This is a genomic window from uncultured Spongiibacter sp., from assembly GCF_964011655.1.
Lineage (GTDB): Bacteria > Pseudomonadota > Gammaproteobacteria > Pseudomonadales > Spongiibacteraceae > Spongiibacter > Spongiibacter marinus.
Window position 1 is genome coordinate 1 of sequence record NZ_CAXGPO010000025.1, and the last position, 19636, is coordinate 19636.

General features: G+C 55.0%; 25 protein-coding genes. 11 read left to right on the forward strand and 14 right to left on the reverse strand.

Annotation, left to right across the window (positions count from 1 at the left end; all coding sequences use genetic code 11):
- The 4 genes from ABNS66_RS11245 to ABNS66_RS11260 all read left to right on the forward strand — a co-directional run.
- Positions 1–351 (forward strand): penicillin-binding protein activator (locus tag ABNS66_RS11245; protein ID WP_348655327.1); only part of this gene is annotated, 351 nt, incomplete at its 5' end.
- A gap of 2 nt (positions 352–353) precedes the next feature.
- Entirely contained in the window at positions 354–713 is a 360-nt protein-coding gene (locus tag ABNS66_RS11250; RefSeq protein WP_286693861.1) for a YraN family protein, read from the forward strand.
- A gap of 12 nt (positions 714–725) precedes the next feature.
- Entirely contained in the window at positions 726–1313 is a 588-nt protein-coding gene (locus ABNS66_RS11255) for an SIS domain-containing protein (RefSeq protein ID WP_286839079.1), read from the forward strand.
- Position 1314: 1 nt separating this feature from the next.
- The gene (locus ABNS66_RS11260; RefSeq protein ID WP_027874549.1) at positions 1315–1887 is read left to right on the forward strand and encodes a BON domain-containing protein; all 573 of its coding nucleotides are present in this window, start codon (positions 1315–1317) and stop codon (positions 1885–1887) included.
- A 35-nt stretch (positions 1888–1922) separates the two neighbouring features.
- Here ABNS66_RS11260 and ABNS66_RS11265 read toward each other — a convergent pair whose 3' ends face one another.
- The 7 genes from ABNS66_RS11265 to zapE form a co-directional block, all read right to left on the reverse strand.
- Entirely contained in the window at positions 1923–2330 is a 408-nt protein-coding gene (locus tag ABNS66_RS11265; protein ID WP_204997293.1) for a ClpXP protease specificity-enhancing factor, read from the reverse strand.
- Positions 2331–2335: 5 nt separating this feature from the next.
- Complete coding sequence (gene sspA, locus ABNS66_RS11270; protein ID WP_204997292.1) at positions 2336–2980, reverse strand: stringent starvation protein SspA; 645 nt, start codon at positions 2978–2980, stop codon at positions 2336–2338.
- Positions 2981–3077: 97 nt separating this feature from the next.
- A complete protein-coding gene (locus ABNS66_RS11275; protein WP_286839081.1) occupies positions 3078–5132 on the reverse strand; it encodes a ubiquinol-cytochrome c reductase in 2055 nt (684 codons plus the stop codon).
- Positions 5132–5728: a ubiquinol-cytochrome c reductase iron-sulfur subunit gene (gene petA, locus ABNS66_RS11280; protein WP_204997290.1), complete on the reverse strand. Its 597-nt coding sequence runs from the start codon at positions 5726–5728 to the stop codon at positions 5132–5134. The genes ABNS66_RS11275 and petA overlap by 1 nt, the downstream gene beginning before the upstream one ends.
- A 231-nt stretch (positions 5729–5959) precedes the next feature.
- Positions 5960–6352 carry a 30S ribosomal protein S9 gene (rpsI, locus tag ABNS66_RS11285; protein WP_204997289.1) on the reverse strand — a complete coding sequence of 131 codons (393 nt, stop codon included), beginning with the start codon at positions 6350–6352 and terminating at the stop codon, positions 5960–5962.
- 12 nt (positions 6353–6364) lie between these two features.
- On the reverse strand, positions 6365–6793 hold the full coding sequence (gene rplM / locus ABNS66_RS11290; protein WP_204997288.1) for a 50S ribosomal protein L13: 429 nt from the start codon (positions 6791–6793) through the stop codon (positions 6365–6367).
- A gap of 117 nt (positions 6794–6910) precedes the next feature.
- Positions 6911–8017, reverse strand: a complete 1107-nt coding sequence (gene zapE / locus ABNS66_RS11295; protein ID WP_286839082.1) for a cell division protein ZapE — start codon at positions 8015–8017, stop codon at positions 6911–6913.
- A 146-nt stretch (positions 8018–8163) separates the two neighbouring features.
- On the opposite strand from zapE, the gene ABNS66_RS11300 reads away from it, so the two are divergent.
- Complete coding sequence (locus ABNS66_RS11300) at positions 8164–8640, forward strand: DUF1043 family protein (protein WP_204997286.1); 477 nt, start codon at positions 8164–8166, stop codon at positions 8638–8640.
- Positions 8641–8646: 6 nt separating this feature from the next.
- On the opposite strand, the gene ABNS66_RS11305 is transcribed toward ABNS66_RS11300, so the two are convergent.
- Complete coding sequence (locus ABNS66_RS11305; protein WP_348655328.1) at positions 8647–9393, reverse strand: Nif3-like dinuclear metal center hexameric protein; 747 nt, start codon at positions 9391–9393, stop codon at positions 8647–8649.
- 148 nt (positions 9394–9541) lie between these two features.
- On the opposite strand from ABNS66_RS11305, the gene ABNS66_RS11310 reads away from it, so the two are divergent.
- Positions 9542–10597, forward strand: coding sequence for a trypsin-like peptidase domain-containing protein (locus ABNS66_RS11310; protein WP_286693855.1), 1056 nt, complete (start codon positions 9542–9544; stop codon positions 10595–10597).
- On the opposite strand, the gene hisC is transcribed toward ABNS66_RS11310, so the two are convergent.
- The 6 genes from hisC to ABNS66_RS11340 all read right to left on the reverse strand — a co-directional run bounded on the left by hisC (position 10594) and on the right by ABNS66_RS11340 (position 15972).
- Entirely contained in the window at positions 10594–11655 is a 1062-nt protein-coding gene (gene hisC, locus ABNS66_RS11315) for a histidinol-phosphate transaminase (RefSeq protein ID WP_286839083.1), read from the reverse strand. The two genes, ABNS66_RS11310 and hisC, sit on opposite strands and share 4 nt — an antisense overlap.
- Complete coding sequence (hisD, locus tag ABNS66_RS11320; protein ID WP_286839084.1) at positions 11648–12970, reverse strand: histidinol dehydrogenase; 1323 nt, start codon at positions 12968–12970, stop codon at positions 11648–11650. The genes hisC and hisD overlap by 8 nt, the downstream gene beginning before the upstream one ends.
- A gap of 2 nt (positions 12971–12972) precedes the next feature.
- Positions 12973–13620 (reverse strand): ATP phosphoribosyltransferase, encoded by a 648-nt coding sequence (hisG, locus tag ABNS66_RS11325; RefSeq protein WP_027874560.1) that lies wholly within the window; start codon positions 13618–13620, stop codon positions 12973–12975.
- Between the two features lie 63 nt (positions 13621–13683).
- Positions 13684–14949 carry a UDP-N-acetylglucosamine 1-carboxyvinyltransferase gene (gene murA / locus ABNS66_RS11330; RefSeq protein ID WP_286693851.1) on the reverse strand — a complete coding sequence of 422 codons (1266 nt, stop codon included), beginning with the start codon at positions 14947–14949 and terminating at the stop codon, positions 13684–13686.
- A gap of 35 nt (positions 14950–14984) precedes the next feature.
- The gene (locus ABNS66_RS11335; RefSeq protein ID WP_027874562.1) at positions 14985–15212 is read right to left on the reverse strand and encodes a BolA/IbaG family iron-sulfur metabolism protein; all 228 of its coding nucleotides are present in this window, start codon (positions 15210–15212) and stop codon (positions 14985–14987) included.
- Positions 15213–15297: 85 nt separating this feature from the next.
- Positions 15298–15972: an ABC transporter substrate-binding protein gene (locus ABNS66_RS11340; protein WP_204997282.1), complete on the reverse strand. Its 675-nt coding sequence runs from the start codon at positions 15970–15972 to the stop codon at positions 15298–15300.
- A gap of 201 nt (positions 15973–16173) precedes the next feature.
- On the opposite strand from ABNS66_RS11340, the gene ABNS66_RS11345 reads away from it, so the two are divergent.
- Genes ABNS66_RS11345 through lptB form a run of 5 tightly spaced genes read left to right on the forward strand, consistent with a single transcriptional unit; the run spans position 16174 to position 19521 of the window.
- Positions 16174–17142: a KpsF/GutQ family sugar-phosphate isomerase gene (locus ABNS66_RS11345; RefSeq protein ID WP_286839086.1), complete on the forward strand. Its 969-nt coding sequence runs from the start codon at positions 16174–16176 to the stop codon at positions 17140–17142.
- A 13-nt stretch (positions 17143–17155) separates the two neighbouring features.
- Positions 17156–17677 carry an HAD hydrolase family protein gene (locus ABNS66_RS11350; protein WP_204997280.1) on the forward strand — a complete coding sequence of 174 codons (522 nt, stop codon included), beginning with the start codon at positions 17156–17158 and terminating at the stop codon, positions 17675–17677.
- Entirely contained in the window at positions 17678–18250 is a 573-nt protein-coding gene (gene lptC / locus ABNS66_RS11355; protein ID WP_286839088.1) for an LPS export ABC transporter periplasmic protein LptC, read from the forward strand.
- Entirely contained in the window at positions 18237–18794 is a 558-nt protein-coding gene (lptA, locus tag ABNS66_RS11360; RefSeq protein WP_204997278.1) for a lipopolysaccharide transport periplasmic protein LptA, read from the forward strand. The genes lptC and lptA overlap by 14 nt, the downstream gene beginning before the upstream one ends.
- 1 nt (position 18795) lies before the next feature.
- Positions 18796–19521: an LPS export ABC transporter ATP-binding protein gene (gene lptB / locus ABNS66_RS11365; protein WP_204997277.1), complete on the forward strand. Its 726-nt coding sequence runs from the start codon at positions 18796–18798 to the stop codon at positions 19519–19521.
- Positions 19522–19636 lie beyond the last annotated feature (115 nt).

Below are 19636 nucleotides of genomic sequence, written 5' to 3' on the forward strand. Positions count from 1 at the left end.
GTCTACGCGACATCACATATCTACCGCGGAAACACTGACCGCTCCCGGGACCAGGACATCAACGGTATTCACTTTGTCGATATCCCCTGGGTATTCAACAGTGACTCCGCCATACGCCAAGCCATTAATGCGCACTTTGCTCGCAGCGATGCCTTTCAGCGGATGTATGCCCTGGGCGTAGACAGCTTCCGTTTGCATATGCGTATTAATCAATTACGCACAGGCAGTGGGCAAGTGTTCGGCGAAACAGGCACACTCACCTTGAATGCCTTGGGCCAAATAGAGCGCGAACTCACACTGGCGGAAATTCGCGGGGGTGTCGCGGTCATCGATGCATCAAGCCAGGAATAAACTTGTTTAACCGCAAGCAAAAAGGCGATAACGCCGAGCGTTCAGCCTGCGACTTTCTACGCAAACAAGGCCTTATCATCGTCCAGCAAAATTTTCGTAGCCGCTTTGGAGAGATCGACATTATTGCTAAGGACGGAGAAACACTGGTGTTTGTGGAGGTCCGCTTGCGCAATAACCGTCGCTTCGGCGGAGGTGCGGAATCGGTCGACCGACACAAGCAACAGCGCATTATCCAAACGGCCTCACTCTACCTAGCAACTCACAGCCAGTGCGAACTTCCCTGCCGTTTCGATGTCATTGAAGCATCGGAGCAGCAAGGCAAATTCCAACTACACTGGCTACCTAATGCCTTTCAGCTATAAGGATTCCGCACTGTGGATCAATCAGAACACGTGGTAGACCTGTTTCACCGCCACATAGAGAGCTGCATGTACACCATGGAAGCACTTGGTGAAGGTATTGCGAAAGCCAGTGAAGGTATCGTCGAGTCCATGCTCAGCGAGAACAAAGTGATCTGTTGTGGCGAGGGCACTCAGGGCTTAATCGCCCAACATCTTGTTACCAACCTGCTCAACCATTTTCAGCATGAGCGCCCAGCGCTTCCGGCGATGGCGCTAACGACGGATTCAGCAACTGCCACGGCAATCGCATCCCAGTCAGGTTACAACGATATATTTGCCAATCAGATCCGGGCATTAGGTCATCGCGGTGACTGCCTCTTCATCTGCTATCAGGGCGGCAGTGCGAATACGCTGCGCTGCATTCAGGCTGCACACGAACGCGAAATGCGCGTAATCGGCCTCTCGGGCCCAGATGCCGGTGACGCTAGCGCGCTGCTGCAAGCCGATGATATTGAGCTGGTCTTTCCCGTGGACAATGCCGCCCGCCTAACAGAAATGCAGCTTGTTGCTGTTCACGCAATATGCGAGCTCATCGACAGCCAACTATTTGGAAGTTATTGATATGAATACTTACCTTCGCACCTTGCAGGCGCTAGCTTTGTCCCTGAGTCTTGCTTCCTGCACGCAGATACTCACTGCTACTAACGACGCACCGATACAGGAAGACCCCGGTAGCCGCAGCCTTGGCAGCTATATTGACGACCAAATTATTGAAACCAAAGCCACCGTCAATATCCGCAAAACCCGCCCGGAGCTCGAGGACGCACACATTAACGTCACCAGTCACAACGGCATTGTGTTGCTCACAGGACAAGTGGCTAACGCCGAGCTAAAACAGCAAGCCGCCGCCGTTGCTGACAAGCTCAAAAAAGTGAGAAAGGTGCACAACGAACTCAGCATTGGCGAAGCCAGCAGCATGCTCACACGCAGCAATGACAGCTGGCTGAGCACCAAGGTCAAAAGCCGCCTATCCCTTAACGAACAGCTGGATGCATCGCGCATCAAGGTCGTTACAGAAAAGGGTGTCGTCTATTTGATGGGTTTAGTATCAAAGAGTGAATCAGATATCGCGGCGCGCGTGACCAGCGAAACAAAAGGCGTGCAAAAAGTGGTAAGGGTATTTGAATACTACTAGGGAGGTAAGTAGCCCGAGGATTCGAGCTACTACTGTTACTTGACTACTTTCAGGCTTGGCCGCCCCGGCTGCGGCTTAGCACTCGACGTCGTGTCGGAGCCCGCCCCATCCGGCGGTGTTGTCGGCGGCTCGTCGGCATCGAACAGCATGCCCTGGCCATTTTCTCTGGCGTAAATTCCGAGCACAGCGGCAACGGGCACACGGATATCTTGCGCAACACCGCCAAACCGCCCTCGGAAACCCAGCTCGTCGTTGCCGACATCAAGACCAACAACAGCAGACGGAGAGATATTAAGAACAATTTGACCGTCTTGCACAAACTGCTGGGGCACTTCCACTCCCTCCATCATGGCATTCACCAGAATGTAGGGAGTGCAGTCATTATCGACGACCCATTCATAGATCGCTCGGATCATGTAAGGGCGGCTGGAGTTCATTGCCATAGTGATTAGGCCGCGCTGTTTTCGCCGCGCATTTCCCGCTCTTTCTGTGTCAAGCTCTCCTGGAATGAGGGGCGCTCAAACAGGCGAACCATGTATTCCAGCAGCGGCTTGGACTGACGAGTCTGAGGAATTTCCACGCCCAGCAGCTCCAATCGCCATAGAATCGGAGCTAAACAGCAGTCCACCAATGTGAACTCTTCATTCATAAAGAATGGCTTTTCAGCGAAAATCGGTGCGATCGTCAGCAGGCTGTCACGCAGCTCTTTGCGCGCTTTATCCTGTGCTTTTTGGCTGCCGTTCTGAATTTCATCGACCAGACGACACCAGTCGCGCTCGATGCGATAAATGTACTGACGGCTCTCACCACGCGCTACTGGATATACCGGCAGCAATGGCGGATGAGGAAAGCGCTCATCGAGGTATTCCATCATCACTTTTGACTCATACAAAGCCAAATCGCGATCCACCAGGGTCGGCAAACTACCATAGGGGTTGAGCTCAGCGACTTCCTCGGGAAGGTTGCTTGGATCAACGTCAACAATATCGACGGTTACACCCTTTTCTGCCAATACAATCCGCACACGATGGCTATAGTGGCTGGCTGCATCAGAAAAAAATGTCATTGTAGAACGCTTGGCAACAACGCCCATTGAACTCACCTCAAACTATCAATCTATATGACAAGAAACGGGCAGACCTCAAAATGAAGCCGCCCGTCTATAAAACCCAGCTGTTCGCAGGTTTACATCAGTGCACGTCTTTCCAGTACTCGCGGTTAAGCAGGTAAGCAAAAACGAAGAACAGCGCAATAAACGCCAGCACATAGACGCCAATGCGCTTACGCTTCGCTTGTACAGGCTCTCCCATGTACTCAAGGAAGTTCACCAGGTCGTAGATAACGGCATCATACTCTTCCGGAGTCAACGACCCTTCGGTAGCGTAGGTGAAACTGCCACATGGGTTCAGGGCATTGCCTTTTTCATCGAAAAGCACATCTTCACCCGTTAACGGGTCGCGCAGTATACCACCATTGGCCGCCTGCACCGGGCCCGGCGCACACTCAGGCATACCTTGCAGCTCAGCGAGAACGTGAGGCATACCAACATCTTTAAACACGCGGTTATTTACGCCGTATGGACGTGAAGGGTCAGCGTGAAAAGTGCGCAGGTAGGTGTAAAGCCAGTCGGGGTTACGCGCACGCGCAACCAGCGTCAGATCCGGTGGCGCAGCGCCAAACCATTTCTTTGCTTCGGCCTCGTCCATGGCATTGGTCATCAATGCACCGATTTTGGCCGACTGATCGAACTTAAGGTACTGCTCAAACAAGTCTTCGGGGATATTCAGGTCGTTGGCAGTACGCTGATAACGCCCGTACTGCAAAGAGTGACACCCCATACAATAGTTCATGTAGGTTTGGGCGCCACGCTGCAAGGACGGCAGGTTGGTAACGTCCGTCTGAATTTCATCGCAATCCATAGTGCCGCAGTTATGCGCTGACTCCGCACCGACCGCCTTCAGCGGAACGATGGTCAACAGCGCAACGACCAGCAGAACGCCCATGCTCTTCCAGAAGCCCATGCCGCCATCGGTCACCCGGGTCGGCTCAGCTTTAGTCGCTTCCCACTTGGTCCAGAAAGGCATTAACAGGAAGAAGGCAAAGTAAATCACTGAGCAAATTCGAGCCAGCAAAGTACGGCCTTCGGTCGGCGCCTTAACACCCAGCACACCCAAAATCAGGAAGGCTGCCGCAAACAGTACGATAGCAACCTTACTGATACGCCCTTTATAGCGAATGGACTTCACTGGGCTGCGATCAAGCCAAGGCAACAGGAACAGAATCGCTACAGACGCGCCGAATGCAACGAAGCCCCACAGCTTATCGGGAACGGCACGCAGCACCGAGTAAAACGGCGTGAAGTACCAAACTGGAGCAATGTGCTCAGGCGTCTTCAAGCCATTGGCGATTTCAAAGTTCGCAAACTCGATGAAATAACCGCCCATTTCAGGCATGAAGAAGATGATGCTACAGAAGACAAACAAGAACACCGCCACCGCTGTCAAATCGTGCACGGTGTAGTACGGGTGGAACGCCACGCCATCCAGGGGGATGCCGTTCTCGTCCTTGTTCTTCTTGATCTCAACGCCGTCAGGGTTATTGGAGCCTACTTCGTGGAGCGCAAGGATGTGCAGAACAACCAAGGCCAGAAGAATAATCGGCAGCGCAACAACGTGCAGCGCAAAGAAGCGGTTCAGGGTAATACCAGAAATCAGGTAGTCACCGCGGATCCACTGCACAATATCTTCGCCGACAACCGGAATGGCGCCGAACAGCGAGATAATTACCTGCGCACCCCAGTATGACATTTGACCCCATGGCAATACATAACCAACGAAGGCCTCTGCCATCAGCGCCAGGAAGATGAACATACCGAATACCCAAATCAGCTCACGGGGCTTCTTATACGAGCCGTAAAGCAGGGCACGGAACATGTGCAAGTAGACAACAACGAAAAACGCCGATGCTCCGGTTGAGTGCATATAGCGTATGATCCAACCGTATTCGACATCACGCATGATGTATTCAACGGAGCGGAACGCCTCCTCAGCACTCGGCGTGAAGCTCATTGTCAGCCATACACCGGTCAGCAGCTGGTTTACCAACACCAGCAACGACAACACACCGAAGAAATACCAGAAGTTAAAGTTCTTAGGTGCATAGTACTTACCCATATGGGTATCCCATGCACGCATAATTGGTAGGCGGGCATCAACCCAGTCGCGCAGACCAATTAACATCTTCATTACGCAGCCCCCTGATCGACACCGATGACGAGTACATTGTCACCTTCGTATGAATATGGCGGAATATCCAAGTTACGCGACGCAGGTGAGCCCGCGTAGACGCGACCAGACAGATCGAAGCGTGAGCCGTGGCAAGGGCAGAAGAAGCCGCCTACCCAGGCATCGCCACCCAAGTCGGGAACACCGACTTCTGGACGGTGCTTAGGTGCACAACCCAAGTGGGTGCACAAGCCGATCAAAACGAGATACTCAGAACGAATAGAGCGAGCAATGCCTTCAATGTACTCCGGCTGCTGCGCGCCTTCAGATGCGGGGTCTTTCAAATGTGTTTCGATAGTAGAAAGCTCTTCGATCTGCTTTTCTGTGCGGCGCAGTACATAAACTGGCTTACCGCGCCACTCTACTACGACCATTTGGCCCGGCTCTAATTTACTGATATCTGCCTTTACCGGTGCACCTGCCGCTTTAGCTTTGGCACTGGGATTCCAAGAGCCCACGAATGGCGTTGCCACCCCAACTACGCCTGCGGCACCGACCACCGAGGTAGCTGCGGTCAGAAAGCGCCGACGCCCCGTGTTTACGCCGTCATTACTCATGACGTTTCCCCCATAACATACGAATAATCAGACTAAACCGCCCCAATAAGGGAGCGACAGCTAATTTCAAGTGAGCCAAATACTAATGAACTTGGCCCGGACTGACAATCAATTCCCTGCTCGCCAGCATTATCCCGCCTCTCAAACGGGCAAAAAAAAACGCCCACAGTTTTTCTGTTGGGCGTTTTCCGATAGCCGCCAAAGCGCCTTCCGGCCATTCGGCCGCAGTGGTTAACGCTTGGAGAACTGTGGCTTTCTACGCGCTTTACGCAGACCAACCTTCTTACGCTCAACTTCACGAGCATCACGAGTCACGTAACCGGCTTTACGCAGGTCACCACGCAAGGCTTCGTCATACTGCATCAGCGCACGTGTAATACCGTGACGAATCGCACCGGCCTGACCAAAGCTGCCGCCACCGCTGACGTTTACTTTGATATCAAACTTCTCAACCATATCGACCAGCTCCAGAGGCTGACGAACGATCATACGAGCAACTTCACGACCAAAGTATTGATCTAGCTCACGATCATTGATCGAAATTTTACCGCTTCCCGCCTTCAGAAAGACGCGAGCTGAAGAAGTTTTACGGCGACCAGTGCCGTAATATTGAGTGGCTGACATAGTACGCTTCCGTTAAATATTCAGTTCGATGGGCTGTTGGGCAGTGTGAGGATGCTCAGCGCCAGCATAAACTTTCAGTTTCTTGAACATAGCTCGACCCAGGGGGTTTTTAGGCAGCATGCCTTTAACCGCACCCTGAATAACTCGCTCGGGGGCTTTATCGATCAGCTTTTCGAAGCTGATTGACTTCAAACCACCGGGGTAGCCAGTGTGATGATGGTAAATCTTGTCTGTCGTTTTCTTGCCAGTTACGCGAACTTTCTCCGCGTTGACAACAACAATGTAGTCGCCGGTATCGACATGAGGCGTGTACTCAGGCTTATGCTTACCGCGCAAGCGATGCGCAATCTCACTGGCCAGACGACCCAATGTTTTGTCGGCGGCGTCAACCACGAACCAGTCGCGAGTGACATCGTTGGGTTTTGCACTAAAGGTTTTCATGAATCTCGCCTATGGGGACCGTACCGAACAAAGAGCGCGAATACTACATAAGCGCCAAATGATTTTCAAGCTAAAAACACAGCTTTCTTAAACAAACACCGCGAGAGCAAGCCGCCACTATGGGCGGTGCTCTCGCGCCAGATATTCCTTGGACTGCATTTCGAGCAAACGGCTCTGGGTACGCTCAAATTCAAAATCTAATCGTCCGCCAGCATACAGCGACGCCAACGGTGCGGCTGCAGACAATACCAGTTTTACATTGCGGTCGTAAAACTCATCGACCAAATTTATAAAACGTCGCGCCTGGTCATCTCTTCCGGCGCCCAGTATTGGCACATTGCCAATCACCACGGCGTGGAAGATTCTCGCCAGCTCGATATAGTCGTACTGACTTCTGGGGCCATCACACAGCTCATCGAATTCAAACCACGCCACGTCGTCAGCCACTTGCTTGGCGACAATATTTCGCCCCTCTATATCCAGCGCAACATTCGCCTCGGGTGCCTCGGGCGCCAAACTGGTGAAGCTACGCTGCAAGCTGGCCTCCGCCTGGTCGTCCAGGGGGCTGTGGTACAACTCTGCCTGCTCGAGGGCCCGCAGACGGTAGTCCACCCCACCATCGACATTCACGACCTCAACATTTTCTTGAATCAAGGCGATAGCCGGCAGAAAGCGCGCCCGTTGCAAGCCATCTTTGTACAATTGGTCGGGAACAATATTTGAGGTGGCAACCAGCACCACGCCGCGCTCAAACAAGCGTTCGAACAAGCCTGCGAGAATCATGGCATCGGTGATATCGGAGACAAAAAACTCGTCAAAGCAGATGACCCTCGCCTCATCCGCTATGCGGTCTGCCACCATAACAAGGGGGTTTTTCTCCCCGGCAAGGTCCTTTAGCTCGCGATGAACGCGCTGCATAAATCGATGAAAGTGCGCACGCAGCTTATCGTCAAACGGCAGAGTGTCGTAAAACGTGTCCATTAAATACGTTTTGCCGCGCCCCACTCCACCCCAAAAATAGAGCCCTTTAATGGAGGCAACCGGCGGCGCTTTGCGAAACCTGGCAAATACTCCCGCCAAACCGCGCCCCTGAGTTGTCGGCGGTGCAGCAATCAGCTCCTCGTACAAACGCTGCAAACATGCAACAGCATGCGCCTGAGCTTGGTCATGGGAAAACCCGCCCGACTCAATATCTCTCTGATAGCGCTGTAGAGGTGAAGACATACTGCTCTCCCTAGTTTTGACGGCGGCAACTTTACCCAGCGCAATGCCAATTGGCAATTTTTCGCTTCAGCTGGCTGCCCCAATCATCCGAGCCAGTTATACTGTGGCGAAACACGGCAACATGTCGTGAGCAAGGAGGAAACACTGTGTACGAATTGAGCACCCTGATCGCCGTAGCCATTATCTGCCTGCTGATAGGCAGTGCCGCAGGCTACTTTATGCTCAGCCGCATCAGGCCAGAACAGCAGAGTCGCGCTGCCTTGGAAAAGCAGTTTAATGACATGCAAAAGCAGCAACAGGACTACCAGCAAGAAGTCAGCGGCCACTTTGACCGCACCGCAGAGCTACTCAACGACCTTGCTGAAAGCTACCGCAATGTTCACAACCACATCGCCAGTGGCGCACGCGACCTGCACAGCACGGGCATCAGTCCCCTGCAAACCCTTCCCGAGGGCCGCCCCGTACTCGAGGGCAACCCCGCTGCCGGCAAACCTTCTCAGCAGCCACTGGACTATGCGCCGCGCCAACCGGGCAGCAAGGGCGCCCTCCATGAAGAGTTTGGCCTGGACAAGGACTCAGAATCCGAACAGGAACCTAAACCGCCGGTGGCGCCCCACGCCTAACCCCGCTTACGCTGGGTTATCAACATCGATAAACTGATGCTCGATTCCCAGCGTCTCCGCTAGCTTGGCGCCAAGCGCGCGCACGCCGTAGCGCTCGGTGGCGTGGTGGCCCGCCGCAATGTAGTGCAGCCCCTGCTCCCTTGCGCTGTGAATGGTCGGCTCCGATACCTCGCCACTCAGGTAGGCATCTACCCCCAACTCTGCCGCACGATCGATATACGATTGCGCCGCGCCGGTACACCAGGCAATTCGGTGAATGGGGTGCTCCCCCACCTCCTCCAGCAGTGGCTCTCTCCCCAAAACGCTGGCCACTTTGGCAGCAAAGTCGCGCGCGGCCATCGGCTCACTCAAACGCCCCACATTGCCGACCGGCCTGGCCGAACCATCCAACCCCGCCTCCACCACAAACCCCAGCTCTTTTGCCAACTGAGCGTTATTACCCAGCACCGGGTGGGCATCCAAAGGCAGGTGGTAGGCAACAAGGCTAACGCCGCTCTCTAACAGACGCTGGAGGCGCCGGCGCTTCATACCTTTGACGCAGGGGTCCTCTCCGCGCCAAAAAAAACCGTGGTGAACCAGCAGGACATCAGCGCCTGCGTCCACAGCAGCATCAATCATCGCCTGACTGGCCGTCACGCCACTAACGATACGCCGCACCTCAGCCCGCCCTTCTACTTGCAGGCCGTTCGGGCAGTAGTCCGTAAATGCCTCAGGCTCCATGATAGCGTTCGCCTCCGCCACCAACTCTTGCAAACTCGTCTCCTGCAAACTCGTCGCCACATTTCCCCCTTGTTAATTCGGAATCGTTCACATTCGTGATAGGCTATCACGCCCCGCCGGACGCCAGAACCACAGCCTGCTCCCGGCTAACGATTATGCTGCTGAAAATTGAGGCGCTGCGGTGAAACTGCACTTTCTGAAAACGCTTTTCTGGCCGAGTATCTGCGGATTGCTGCTCGGGCTCTTCATCCTCTCTTACCAGCCAGGCGGCGCAGCACCGGGCGATTTCTCAGCAGCCGTGGAGAAGGCAGCACCTGCGGTCGTTAACATCTACACCACCAAAGTGGTACAGCAGCGCCACCCTCTCGCCAACGACCCCTTGTTCAAGCACTTCTTTAATCGCAGTGGCAGGGCACGGCAACACTTGGAGCGCAGCCTTGGCTCGGCGGTTATCGTCGACAAGCGCGGCTATCTGCTCACTAACTTTCACGTTATTAAAGATGCCGACGAAATTTTGGTGATGCTGCAAGACGGCCGCCAAGCGCTGGCCAGCGTGATCGGCAGTGATTCCGACACCGATCTGGCGGTACTCAAGATCGACCTGGAAAACCTAACCGCGATCCAAGCCGGACAGCCAGAGCAGGCGCGGGTTGGCAATATTGTGCTGGCCATCGGCAACCCCTACGGCTTTGGCCAAACCGTAACCCAGGGGATCATCAGCGCAACGGGACGCTATGGACTGGGTTTGAGCCAGTTCGAAAACTTTATTCAAACCGACGCCGCGATCAACCCCGGCAACTCCGGCGGTGCATTGATCGACCGCGACGGCAAGCTCCTGGGCATTAACACGGCGATCTATACCCAGAGTGGCGGCTCCACAGGTATTGGCCTTGCGATACCCACCGACCTTGCGCTGCGCACGATGAACGACCTCATCCGCTACGGACGGCCGGTACGCGGCTGGCTGGGGATTGAAGTTCAGCCTCTGGGCACAGGCACCAATGGCGTGGTTATCACAGGCCTGGCCAGGAATGGTCCAGCGGCCACCGCGGGTCTTCAACTGGGTGATATTTTAACGGAGATCAACGGCGAGAAAGTTGGCGACGGCCACGCCGGGATGAGACTCATCACCGACACCCGCCCTGGCGAAACCGTTCGACTAGGCCTGCTGCGCAGCAACAAACCATTCTCGGTAACCACTAAAGTTACGATGCGCCCTGAGCAACAGGGCGGCTAGCGGGGAAAGCGAGCGTCGAAAGACGCCAACAACTGAGCATGCTGCTCGGCAGTGCCCACGGTAATACGCAGATAATTATCGATACGCGGCTGCTTGAAGTGCCGCACAATCACCCCATCCTCTCGCAGGGCCGCGGCAATATCCGCGGCTGCCAGCGTCCGGTGGCGCGTGAACAAAAAATTCGCCGCAGAGGGCAGCGACTCAAACCCACGCTGGCTGAGCTCAGCGCGCAAGCGCTCACGTTCGGCAATCACCGCATCACAGCACTGCGCAAAGTACTCGCGATCGTTAATCGCCGCTTCCGCCCCCGCTAATGCCAAACGGTCCAATGGATAGGAATTGAAGCTGTTTTTTATCCTATCCAAAGCGTCAATCAGCTCTGCTGAACCAATCGCCAAACCCACTCGCAGGCCCGCCAAGGAGCGCGACTTGGAGAAGGTTTGCGTTACCAGCAAATTGGGATATTCATTCACCAAGCCGACCGCCGACTCGCCACCAAAGTCGATATACGCCTCATCAACAACCACAACGGTTTCGTTGTTCACCGCCAGCAAACGACGAATTTCATCCAAGGGCAGCAAGCGTCCAGTGGGGGCATTGGGGTTAGGGAAAATAATGCCACCATTGATGCCGGTGTAGTCACTGACATCTATCGCAAAATCGTCCGTTAACGGGATGCGCTCAAAAGGAATGTTATACAGCTGGCAATACACGGGGTAAAAGCTATAGCTGATATCGGGAAAGAGCAGCGGGCGGCCGTGTTGGAATAGACCATTAAAAATATGAGCCAGCACCTCGTCGGAGCCATTCCCCACGAACACCTGATTGGCTTCAACGCCATAATAATCAGCAATCGCTGCCCGCAAGCTGTCCGCATTTGGGTCCGGGTACAACCGCAAATCATCGCCCAGTGCCGCTTGCATTGCCTCGATAGCCTTAGGCGACGGTGGGAAGGGATTCTCGTTGGTATTGAGCTTCGTCAACTTGCTCAACTTGGGCTGCTCGCCCGGCACGTATGGCTCGAGCTCTTTGACGCGAGGGCTCCAAAACCTACTCATCGCCACCCCCATCCCGGAGTCGATACTCGGCACTTCGCGCGTGTGCCGTCAGCGATTCACCACGCGCCAACACCGACGCGGTTTCAGCGAGCACAGCAGCACCGGCGGGAGAGCAGTTAATCACCGAGGAGCGTTTTTGGAAGTCATACACGCCAAGCGGCGATGAAAAACGCGCGGTGCCTGACGTCGGCAGCACGTGATTAGGTCCTGCACAGTAATCCCCCAAGGCTTCCGGGGTGTGCCTGCCGAGAAAGATCGCTCCTGCATGACGGATCTGCGGCAAATATTGCTCGGGCTCGTCAACGGATAGCTCTAAGTGCTCCGGCGCAATGCGGTTCACCAGCTCGATAGCTTCCGACATATCCGCCACAGCGATCAGCGCGCCGCGCTCACTCAGCGAACGCCGGATCATATCCTCGCGCTCCATTGTCGGTAAAAGCCGGTCGATGCTTGCCGCCACTTGATCCAGATATTCCGTGCTGGGCGATATCAATAATGATTGCGCGTCTTCGTCGTGCTCGGCCTGCGAGAACAAATCCATGGCGATCCAGTTGGGATCGGTTTTGCCATCACAAACGACCAGTATCTCGGAGGGGCCCGCGATCATGTCCAAACCCACGCTACCAAAAACTTGCCGCTTTGCCGTGGCGACATAGATATTGCCAGGCCCGACGATCTTATCCACCTTGGGAATGGTTTCGGTACCATAGGCAAGTGCCGCAATCGCCTGCGCGCCACCTATCGCAAACAACCGATCCACCCCGGCAATGGCGGCAGCGGCCAAGACCATATCATTCACCTGACCACCCGGCGTGGGGGACACGGCAACCAACTCAGCCACCCCAGCCACTTTGGCTGGAATTGCATTCATTAATACTGACGAAGGATAGGTTGCCTTGCCACCCGGCACATACAAACCCACGCGATCCATAGGCCGCACTTGCTGGCCAAGCACCGTTCCATCAGCCTCTTGATATTGCCACGACTCCTGACGCTGATGCTCATGGTACAAACGAATTCGCTCCGCCGCCCGCTCCAGAGCCTGCCGCTGCTGCGCATCAATACGCTGCAATGCCGCGTGCAACTGCTGCTGGCTGAACTCCAGCTCGGCAACTGACGCCGCTTCCACGTTATCGAAACGGCGCGTGTAGTCCAGCAGCGCCGAGTCGCCGTGCTCACGTATATCGCCCAGCACACCGGCGACCGTACTCACCACGCCCGCATCCGACACAGAGTCCCAGGCGAGCAAAGCATCGAGCCGGGCATCAAAGTCCGGCGCGCTGCGGCTCATTCTGTTGATCACTGCCTTGCTCATTTTCAGGCCTCCGCGGCTCGTGCGCTAACTGCCTTTTCCAAATCGTTGATAATGCCCTGAATGACCGCGTGCTTGCGCTTCATTGCCGCCCGGTTCACCACTAACCGCGAACTCACTGGGGAGATCAGTTCCAGGGGCTCCATACCGTTCGCTCGCAAGGTATTACCGGTATCAACGATATCGACGATTAGATCGGCAAGATCCATCAGCGGCGCCAGCTCCATGGCACCGTAAAGCTTGATCAATTCCACTTGAATACCGCGCTCGGCAAAGTGGCGGCGGGCAACGTTTACAAACTTTGTCGCAACGCGCACGCGCCCTTGAGGCAGCGGCTCGCCCACCCGCCCAGCGGTCATTAGCTTGCACCGCGCGATGTTCAGATCCAGAGGCTCATACATGTCCTCAGCCCCTAACTCGAGCAGCATATCTTTACCGGCAATGCCGATATCAGCCGAGCCCAGCTTTACGTATGTGGGTACGTCCGTACCTCGAATCACGATCAATTGAATATGGGGATGATTTGTCGCGAAGATCAACTTTCTGCTACTGGAAATATCCTCCAGCGGTTCAATACCCGCCTCCGCCAAAAGAGGCAGCGTCTCTTTGAGAATACGCCCCTTCGTTAGCGCTATGGTAATTGGCTGATCCACGCTTACAACTCCCGAATTAGGCTTTACCGCCAATACTTGCGGCAATGGCCAGACTAATATTTTTTAACTGCTGACCCGGCGAATGTCGGCGCCGAGCGACAAGAACTTTTCTTCAATACACTCGTAGCCGCGGTCAATATGGTAGATGCGGTCCACGAGTGTCTCACCGTCAGCCACTAAACCAGCAATCACCAGACTCGCCGACGCGCGCAAGTCGCTGGCCATTACCGGCGCACCTTTCAGGCGTTCAGTTCCGGTAATCAACGCGGTATTGCCATCGACGCTAATGTTCGCACCCATACGATTCATTTCGTGGGTTTGAATCAAGCGGTTTTCAAAGATGGTTTCGCTCACTTTGGCAACGCCCTCAGCTACCGCATTCATCGCCGTGAACTGCGCTTGCATATCTGTGGGGAATCCCGGGTATGGCACCGTCTTGAAACTCACGGCCTTGGGACGTCGGCCTTCCATATCCAGGCTAATCCAGTCTTCGCCATGCTCAATTTTCGCGCCGGCTTCTTCAAGCTTAACCAACACAGCATCTAGCGTGTTGGGATCGATATCCCGCAGTTTAATATTGCCGCGCGTTGCTGCAGCGGCAACTAAGTAGGTTCCCGCCTCTATGCGGTCTGGCATCACCGAATAACTGCAGCCACCTAACTTTTCTACACCATCAATGGTGATGGTTGCACTACCATGGCCGGAAATCTTGGCTCCCATAGCGATTAAGCAATTCGCCAAGTCAATAATCTCTGGCTCTCGCGCCGCATTTTCCAGAACTGTTCGCCCCTCGGCCAAACACGCCGCCATAAGAACATTCTCGGTGCCGCCGACGGTGACCATATCAAACAAAATATGGGCGCCCTTCAACCGCCCGTTGGGACAGGTTGCGGTAATGTAGCCTTCATCGACGTCGATCTGCGCGCCCATGGCCTCCAGGCCACGCAAATGCTGATCAACAGGACGGCTGCCGATCGCACAGCCGCCGGGGAAAGACACTCTGGCGCGCCCAAAATGGGCCAAAAGCGGACCAAGCACTAGGATCGACGCCCGCATGGTTTTCACCAATTCGTAGGGCGCGGTGGTCTGCTTCGTTGTGGCACCGTTGATTTCAACGCAGAGTTTCTCGTCAACCAACAGCTCAGTACCCATGCTACGCAGCAGGGCGATCATGGTAGTAATATCGTGAAGATGGGGCAGGTTACTGACTCTTACCGGCTCACTGGATAGCAGAGTCGCCGCCAGTATCGGCAGGGCCGCATTTTTTGAACCTGAAACGCGTATCTCTCCGCTGAGCGGACCACCGCCGCGGATTAACAATTTATCCATGAGAGCTCCTGCGCCGCCAACTACCTATTTGCCCATCAGGCTTCGGCAGGGGTCAGCGCCTTAATATTAATAGCGTGGAGAGAACCGTCTTTAATCCAGTCGTTCACGGCGGCATATACCAGCTGCTGACGCTTCACCGGGCGAAGACCGGCAAAGGCATCGCTGATCACTTGCACATCGTAATGATTACCTTCCCCACTCACTTCAAAAACACCATCTGCGAAGTGTTCGCGGAGTCGCGCCAGGATCTGTTCTGCTTGCATGCCTAAGGTATTCCGTAAATACAAAAATTAGGCGACGAATTGTACGCAATTGCGGCGGTCTTGGCGAGAAGACCGCCGCAGGTCTTCACTTGGCGGCCTGCTCCATCACCTCTCTCGGAGCAACCGTCCAGTTGTCGATCACTTTATCAATGTCGCCATCATAGGTCGCCACTGCGGTAGTGAACTGGTTTTGGTAGATCAACCCCAAATTCAGCCCCTCGATAATCACGTTGCGCAGCATCCAGTTACCGTCGCGCCCACGGCGAAGGGTATAAACAACTTCATAGGGCTCAGCGCGCTCGCCGTAGATGTGCTGGCGCACGCCGACGCTACCGGACAAATCCGCATCAGCAGGCAGCGGAAGTACTTCTATTTTGTTGCCATTGAAACCAAGCAGACCCTTTGCGTAGGTGTTGATCAAACCGTCTTTGAAGTTCTTGGTAAAGCGAATCACATTGTCGCGAAATTGCTCCCGCTCCTCTTTGGTGCGCAAGCTCTGGTAATACGCACGACTGCCGTATTTGCCCATTACCCCGCGAGCAAAGCTCTGGAAATCCACAACCTCATCCATAATTCGACGCACTTCGTCGTTAAAGCGTTGCGGATCTTCGGCAACGTACTCGCGCGCCTCTTCAATCACTTTCATCAATTCCTGCGTGGTACCCGCCACCACTTCATGAGGCCCGCGCTGTGCGTCAGCCGCCGACACGGCGCCCGCAAATACCACCAAACCCAGCGCCAAAAGCATTTGTTTGAACATTTTTTATCTCCGATAGTTAAGCCACGACCCGCATTACCGCGAATAGCCTGCCCTACACCCTTGCTAAGACAGCAGTTTACGGAATTGGCTCCCCGCACGACGACGAGGTAAACCTGTTAATTTTTCACATTGGAAATTATCATAGCGAAAATTAGCCGCCGCTTAACGGCATTATTGCAATAACGAGGTTTCCTCCCAACGATGGCATCTTCTTATCTCGACACTGCTAAACGCGTTATTCGCATGGAAGGAGACGCCGTCGACGCGCTCGGCGAGCGTATCGATGACAGCTTTAATCGCGCCTGCGAACTTCTTCTAAACTGCAAGGGCAGAGTCGTTGTCACCGGCATGGGTAAATCGGGCCACATCGGCAACAAACTGGCGGCGACCCTGGCCAGTACAGGCACCCCCGCATTTTTTGTACACCCCGGGGAGGCCAGCCACGGCGATATGGGGATGATTACCGCCGGCGACGTGGTGATAGCCCTGTCAAACTCGGGGTCAACTGCAGAACTGGTCACCCTGATCCCGCTGCTTAAGCTGCTGGCCGTACCCGTGATCGCCATGACGGGAAAGCCCAACTCGGAGCTCGCCAGCAGCGCGGATGTCCATCTCGACGTCGGCGTAGAACAAGAGGCCTGCCCACTGAATCTTGCCCCGACATCCAGCACGACCGTAACACTTGTAATGGGCGATGCGCTCGCCATCGCGTTACTGGAGGCCCGCGGCTTCACCGCCGATGATTTTGCCTTCTCTCACCCCGGCGGCGCGCTGGGTCGACGCCTGCTGCTGAAGATCGACAATATTATGCACACCGGGGAAGCCATACCGCACATCAATACTGGCGCCAAGCTCAGCGATGCCCTGCTGGAAATGAGCAGTAAAGCGCTGGGTATGACCACGGTACTCAATGAAGACGGCAGCCTGGCGGGTATTTTCACAGACGGCGACTTGCGGCGCGCGATCGACCGCGGCATTGACATTCACCAAGCGAAAATAGACGACGTGATGACCGCCAACTGCCGCAGCATCAAGCCCGGCACACTGGCCGCAGAAGCACTGCGCATTATGGAAGATAATAAAATCACCGTCTTGGTCGCTCTGGACGATCACGCAAAACCAGTAGGCGTGATCCACACCCACGACCTGCTTAAAGCCGGCGTCGCCTAAAACAGGGAACACCATGCAAACCATTCTCGAAAAAGCAAAAACGGTCACCCTACTGGCAATGGATGTCGACGGCGTACTGACCAATGGCAGCCTCTACTTTGGCAATAGCGGCGAGGAAATGAAAGCGTTCAGCATCCTTGACGGGCTGGGTATTAAACTGCTGCGCGACGCCGGCATCCGCCCCGCCATAATCACCGGCAGAACCTCTGAACTGCTGCTGCGACGCGCGCGAGAACTGAGCATCGAGTTAATCTACCAAGGCAGGGAAGACAAAGGCACGGCACTCGAAGAACTGCGCCAAGACCTCAAGCTAAGCTACGATCAAATCGCCTACGTGGGTGACGATTTACCCGACTTAGCCGCGATTCGAGCAGCGGGCCTGGGCATTACCGTCGCCAATGGTCACCACTTCGTCGCTCGCCATGCCGACTGGCAAACGCGTGCCGCAGGGGGCAGTGGCGCTGTGAGAGAGATCGCCGAGCTTATTTTGATGTCTCAAGGCAAGCTCAACGACGCACTTGAGCAGTTCCTGTAAATGGCTGCGCCGTCATTCAATATCAACGCTGCATCGGTCCTATCGGTACTGGCCGCTATCGCGGGCACCGTGATCTACCTCACGCAATTTAGTGAGAGCGGGAAATTGAGCCTGACTGACAGCTTCGAAGCCATCCCCGATGTTGACTCCCACCTACAGGGCATCGAAGGCTTGAAATATCGCCAAGACGGCAATGTGGCATACCGCTGGCGCGCCGACAGTGCCGAACGCATGATTTCCTCGGGCAACATCCAGCTCAATCAGCCCTTCTACATCGGCAATATCGGCGAGCAGCGGCCGTGGACGGCGCAAGCCATTACCGGCACACTGTCACAAAATGGCCAACAACTGCAGTTGCGTGGCAGTGTTGTTGTTGAAGACTTAATTCGCGAAGCACAAATCCACACAGAGCAACTCAGCATTGACCTGGAGCAAAGCCTGGTAGCAACGGATCAGCCACTGCGACTGCAACTACCCAATGGCGAAACCCAGTCGGAGGGCATGACGGCCGACCTCGTTAACGAGAAAGTCGAGCTGCTCGCGAAGGTAAAAGGACACTATGAACCGCAATAATCTACGCACCTTCGCTATTAGCGCCCTGCTCTGCCTCGCCAGCAGCGTGCACGGCTTGCCCGATGACCGCCGCCAGGCCATCAACCTCAGCTCAGATAAAGCCACCTATGAAAACAATCGCGGCATTTACACGGGCAACGTCAATATGTCGCAGGGCAGCCTGATTATTCGCGCAGACAAGCTGATTATTGTCGAGGCTGACAGAAAAGTAACCAAGGTTATTGCCCATGGCAGCCCCGCCCATTTTGAGCAACAACCCCGCGCCGGGGAAGGCGTCGTGGTCGCCAGTGCCCGACTCATAGAATACAGCCTAAATGCCGAGGAAATCCTGCTGCAAAAAGATGCCACCATCCGACATCAGGGCTCCAAGATCAGTGGCGATCGCATTGTATACAGCGGGCGCAAGCAAATGGTCATTGCCGATGGCGGCAGCCACAAACTCGATGGCAGGGTACAAATGACCCTACAGCCTCAGCAGGGCGTGAGTGATACCGATAGCCCTGCTCCAAGCACCACCCCCGACACCCCGGAGACTCCCCGCTAACATGCCCGTATTGAAAGCCAGCAACCTCGCTAAAGCCTACAAAGGCAGAGAGGTAATCAAAGACGTCTCCCTGAGTATTAACAGCGGTGAAATAGTCGGCTTGTTGGGTCCCAACGGGGCGGGAAAAACAACCTGTTTTTACATGATCGTCGGCATCGTCAACGCCGACCGCGGCCGCATTCAGCTCGACGACAAAGACCTGACACCGCTTTCCATCCAAGGTCGGGCCAAACACGGCGTCGGCTACCTCCCTCAGGAAGCATCCATATTTCGGAAGCTGAGCGTCGCTGACAACATCATGGCGATATTGGAGACCCGCAGCGACCTGAACCGCAAGCAACGCAAAGAAAAGCTCGATGCACTGCTACAAGAATTTCACATTGCCCATATTCGCCAATCGCCGGGTATGGCGCTCTCGGGCGGGGAACGGCGCAGAGTAGAAATTGCACGAGCACTGGCCACCGAGCCCAGTTTTATTCTGCTCGACGAGCCCTTTGCCGGGGTAGACCCCATATCGGTGAACGATATTCAGCAGATTATTCGCCACCTGCAGGCGCGCGGCATCGGCGTCCTAATTACCGACCACAACGTGCGAGAAACCCTCGATATCTGCGAAAAAGCCTACATAGTTGGCGAAGGTCGCATCGTTGCTGAGGGCAATGCCGAGGCCGTGCTCAACAACCAAATCGTGCGGGACATCTACCTCGGCGACACATTTACCCTTTGATCAAAAAATCGGCACAGCAATTGCTTTAAACGCCTATTGCAGCGGTGCGGCTGCGGGACTACACTGACCCTGAAGCATCGTCGTTTATGGCTACATAACGGCATTTAATCCCTCA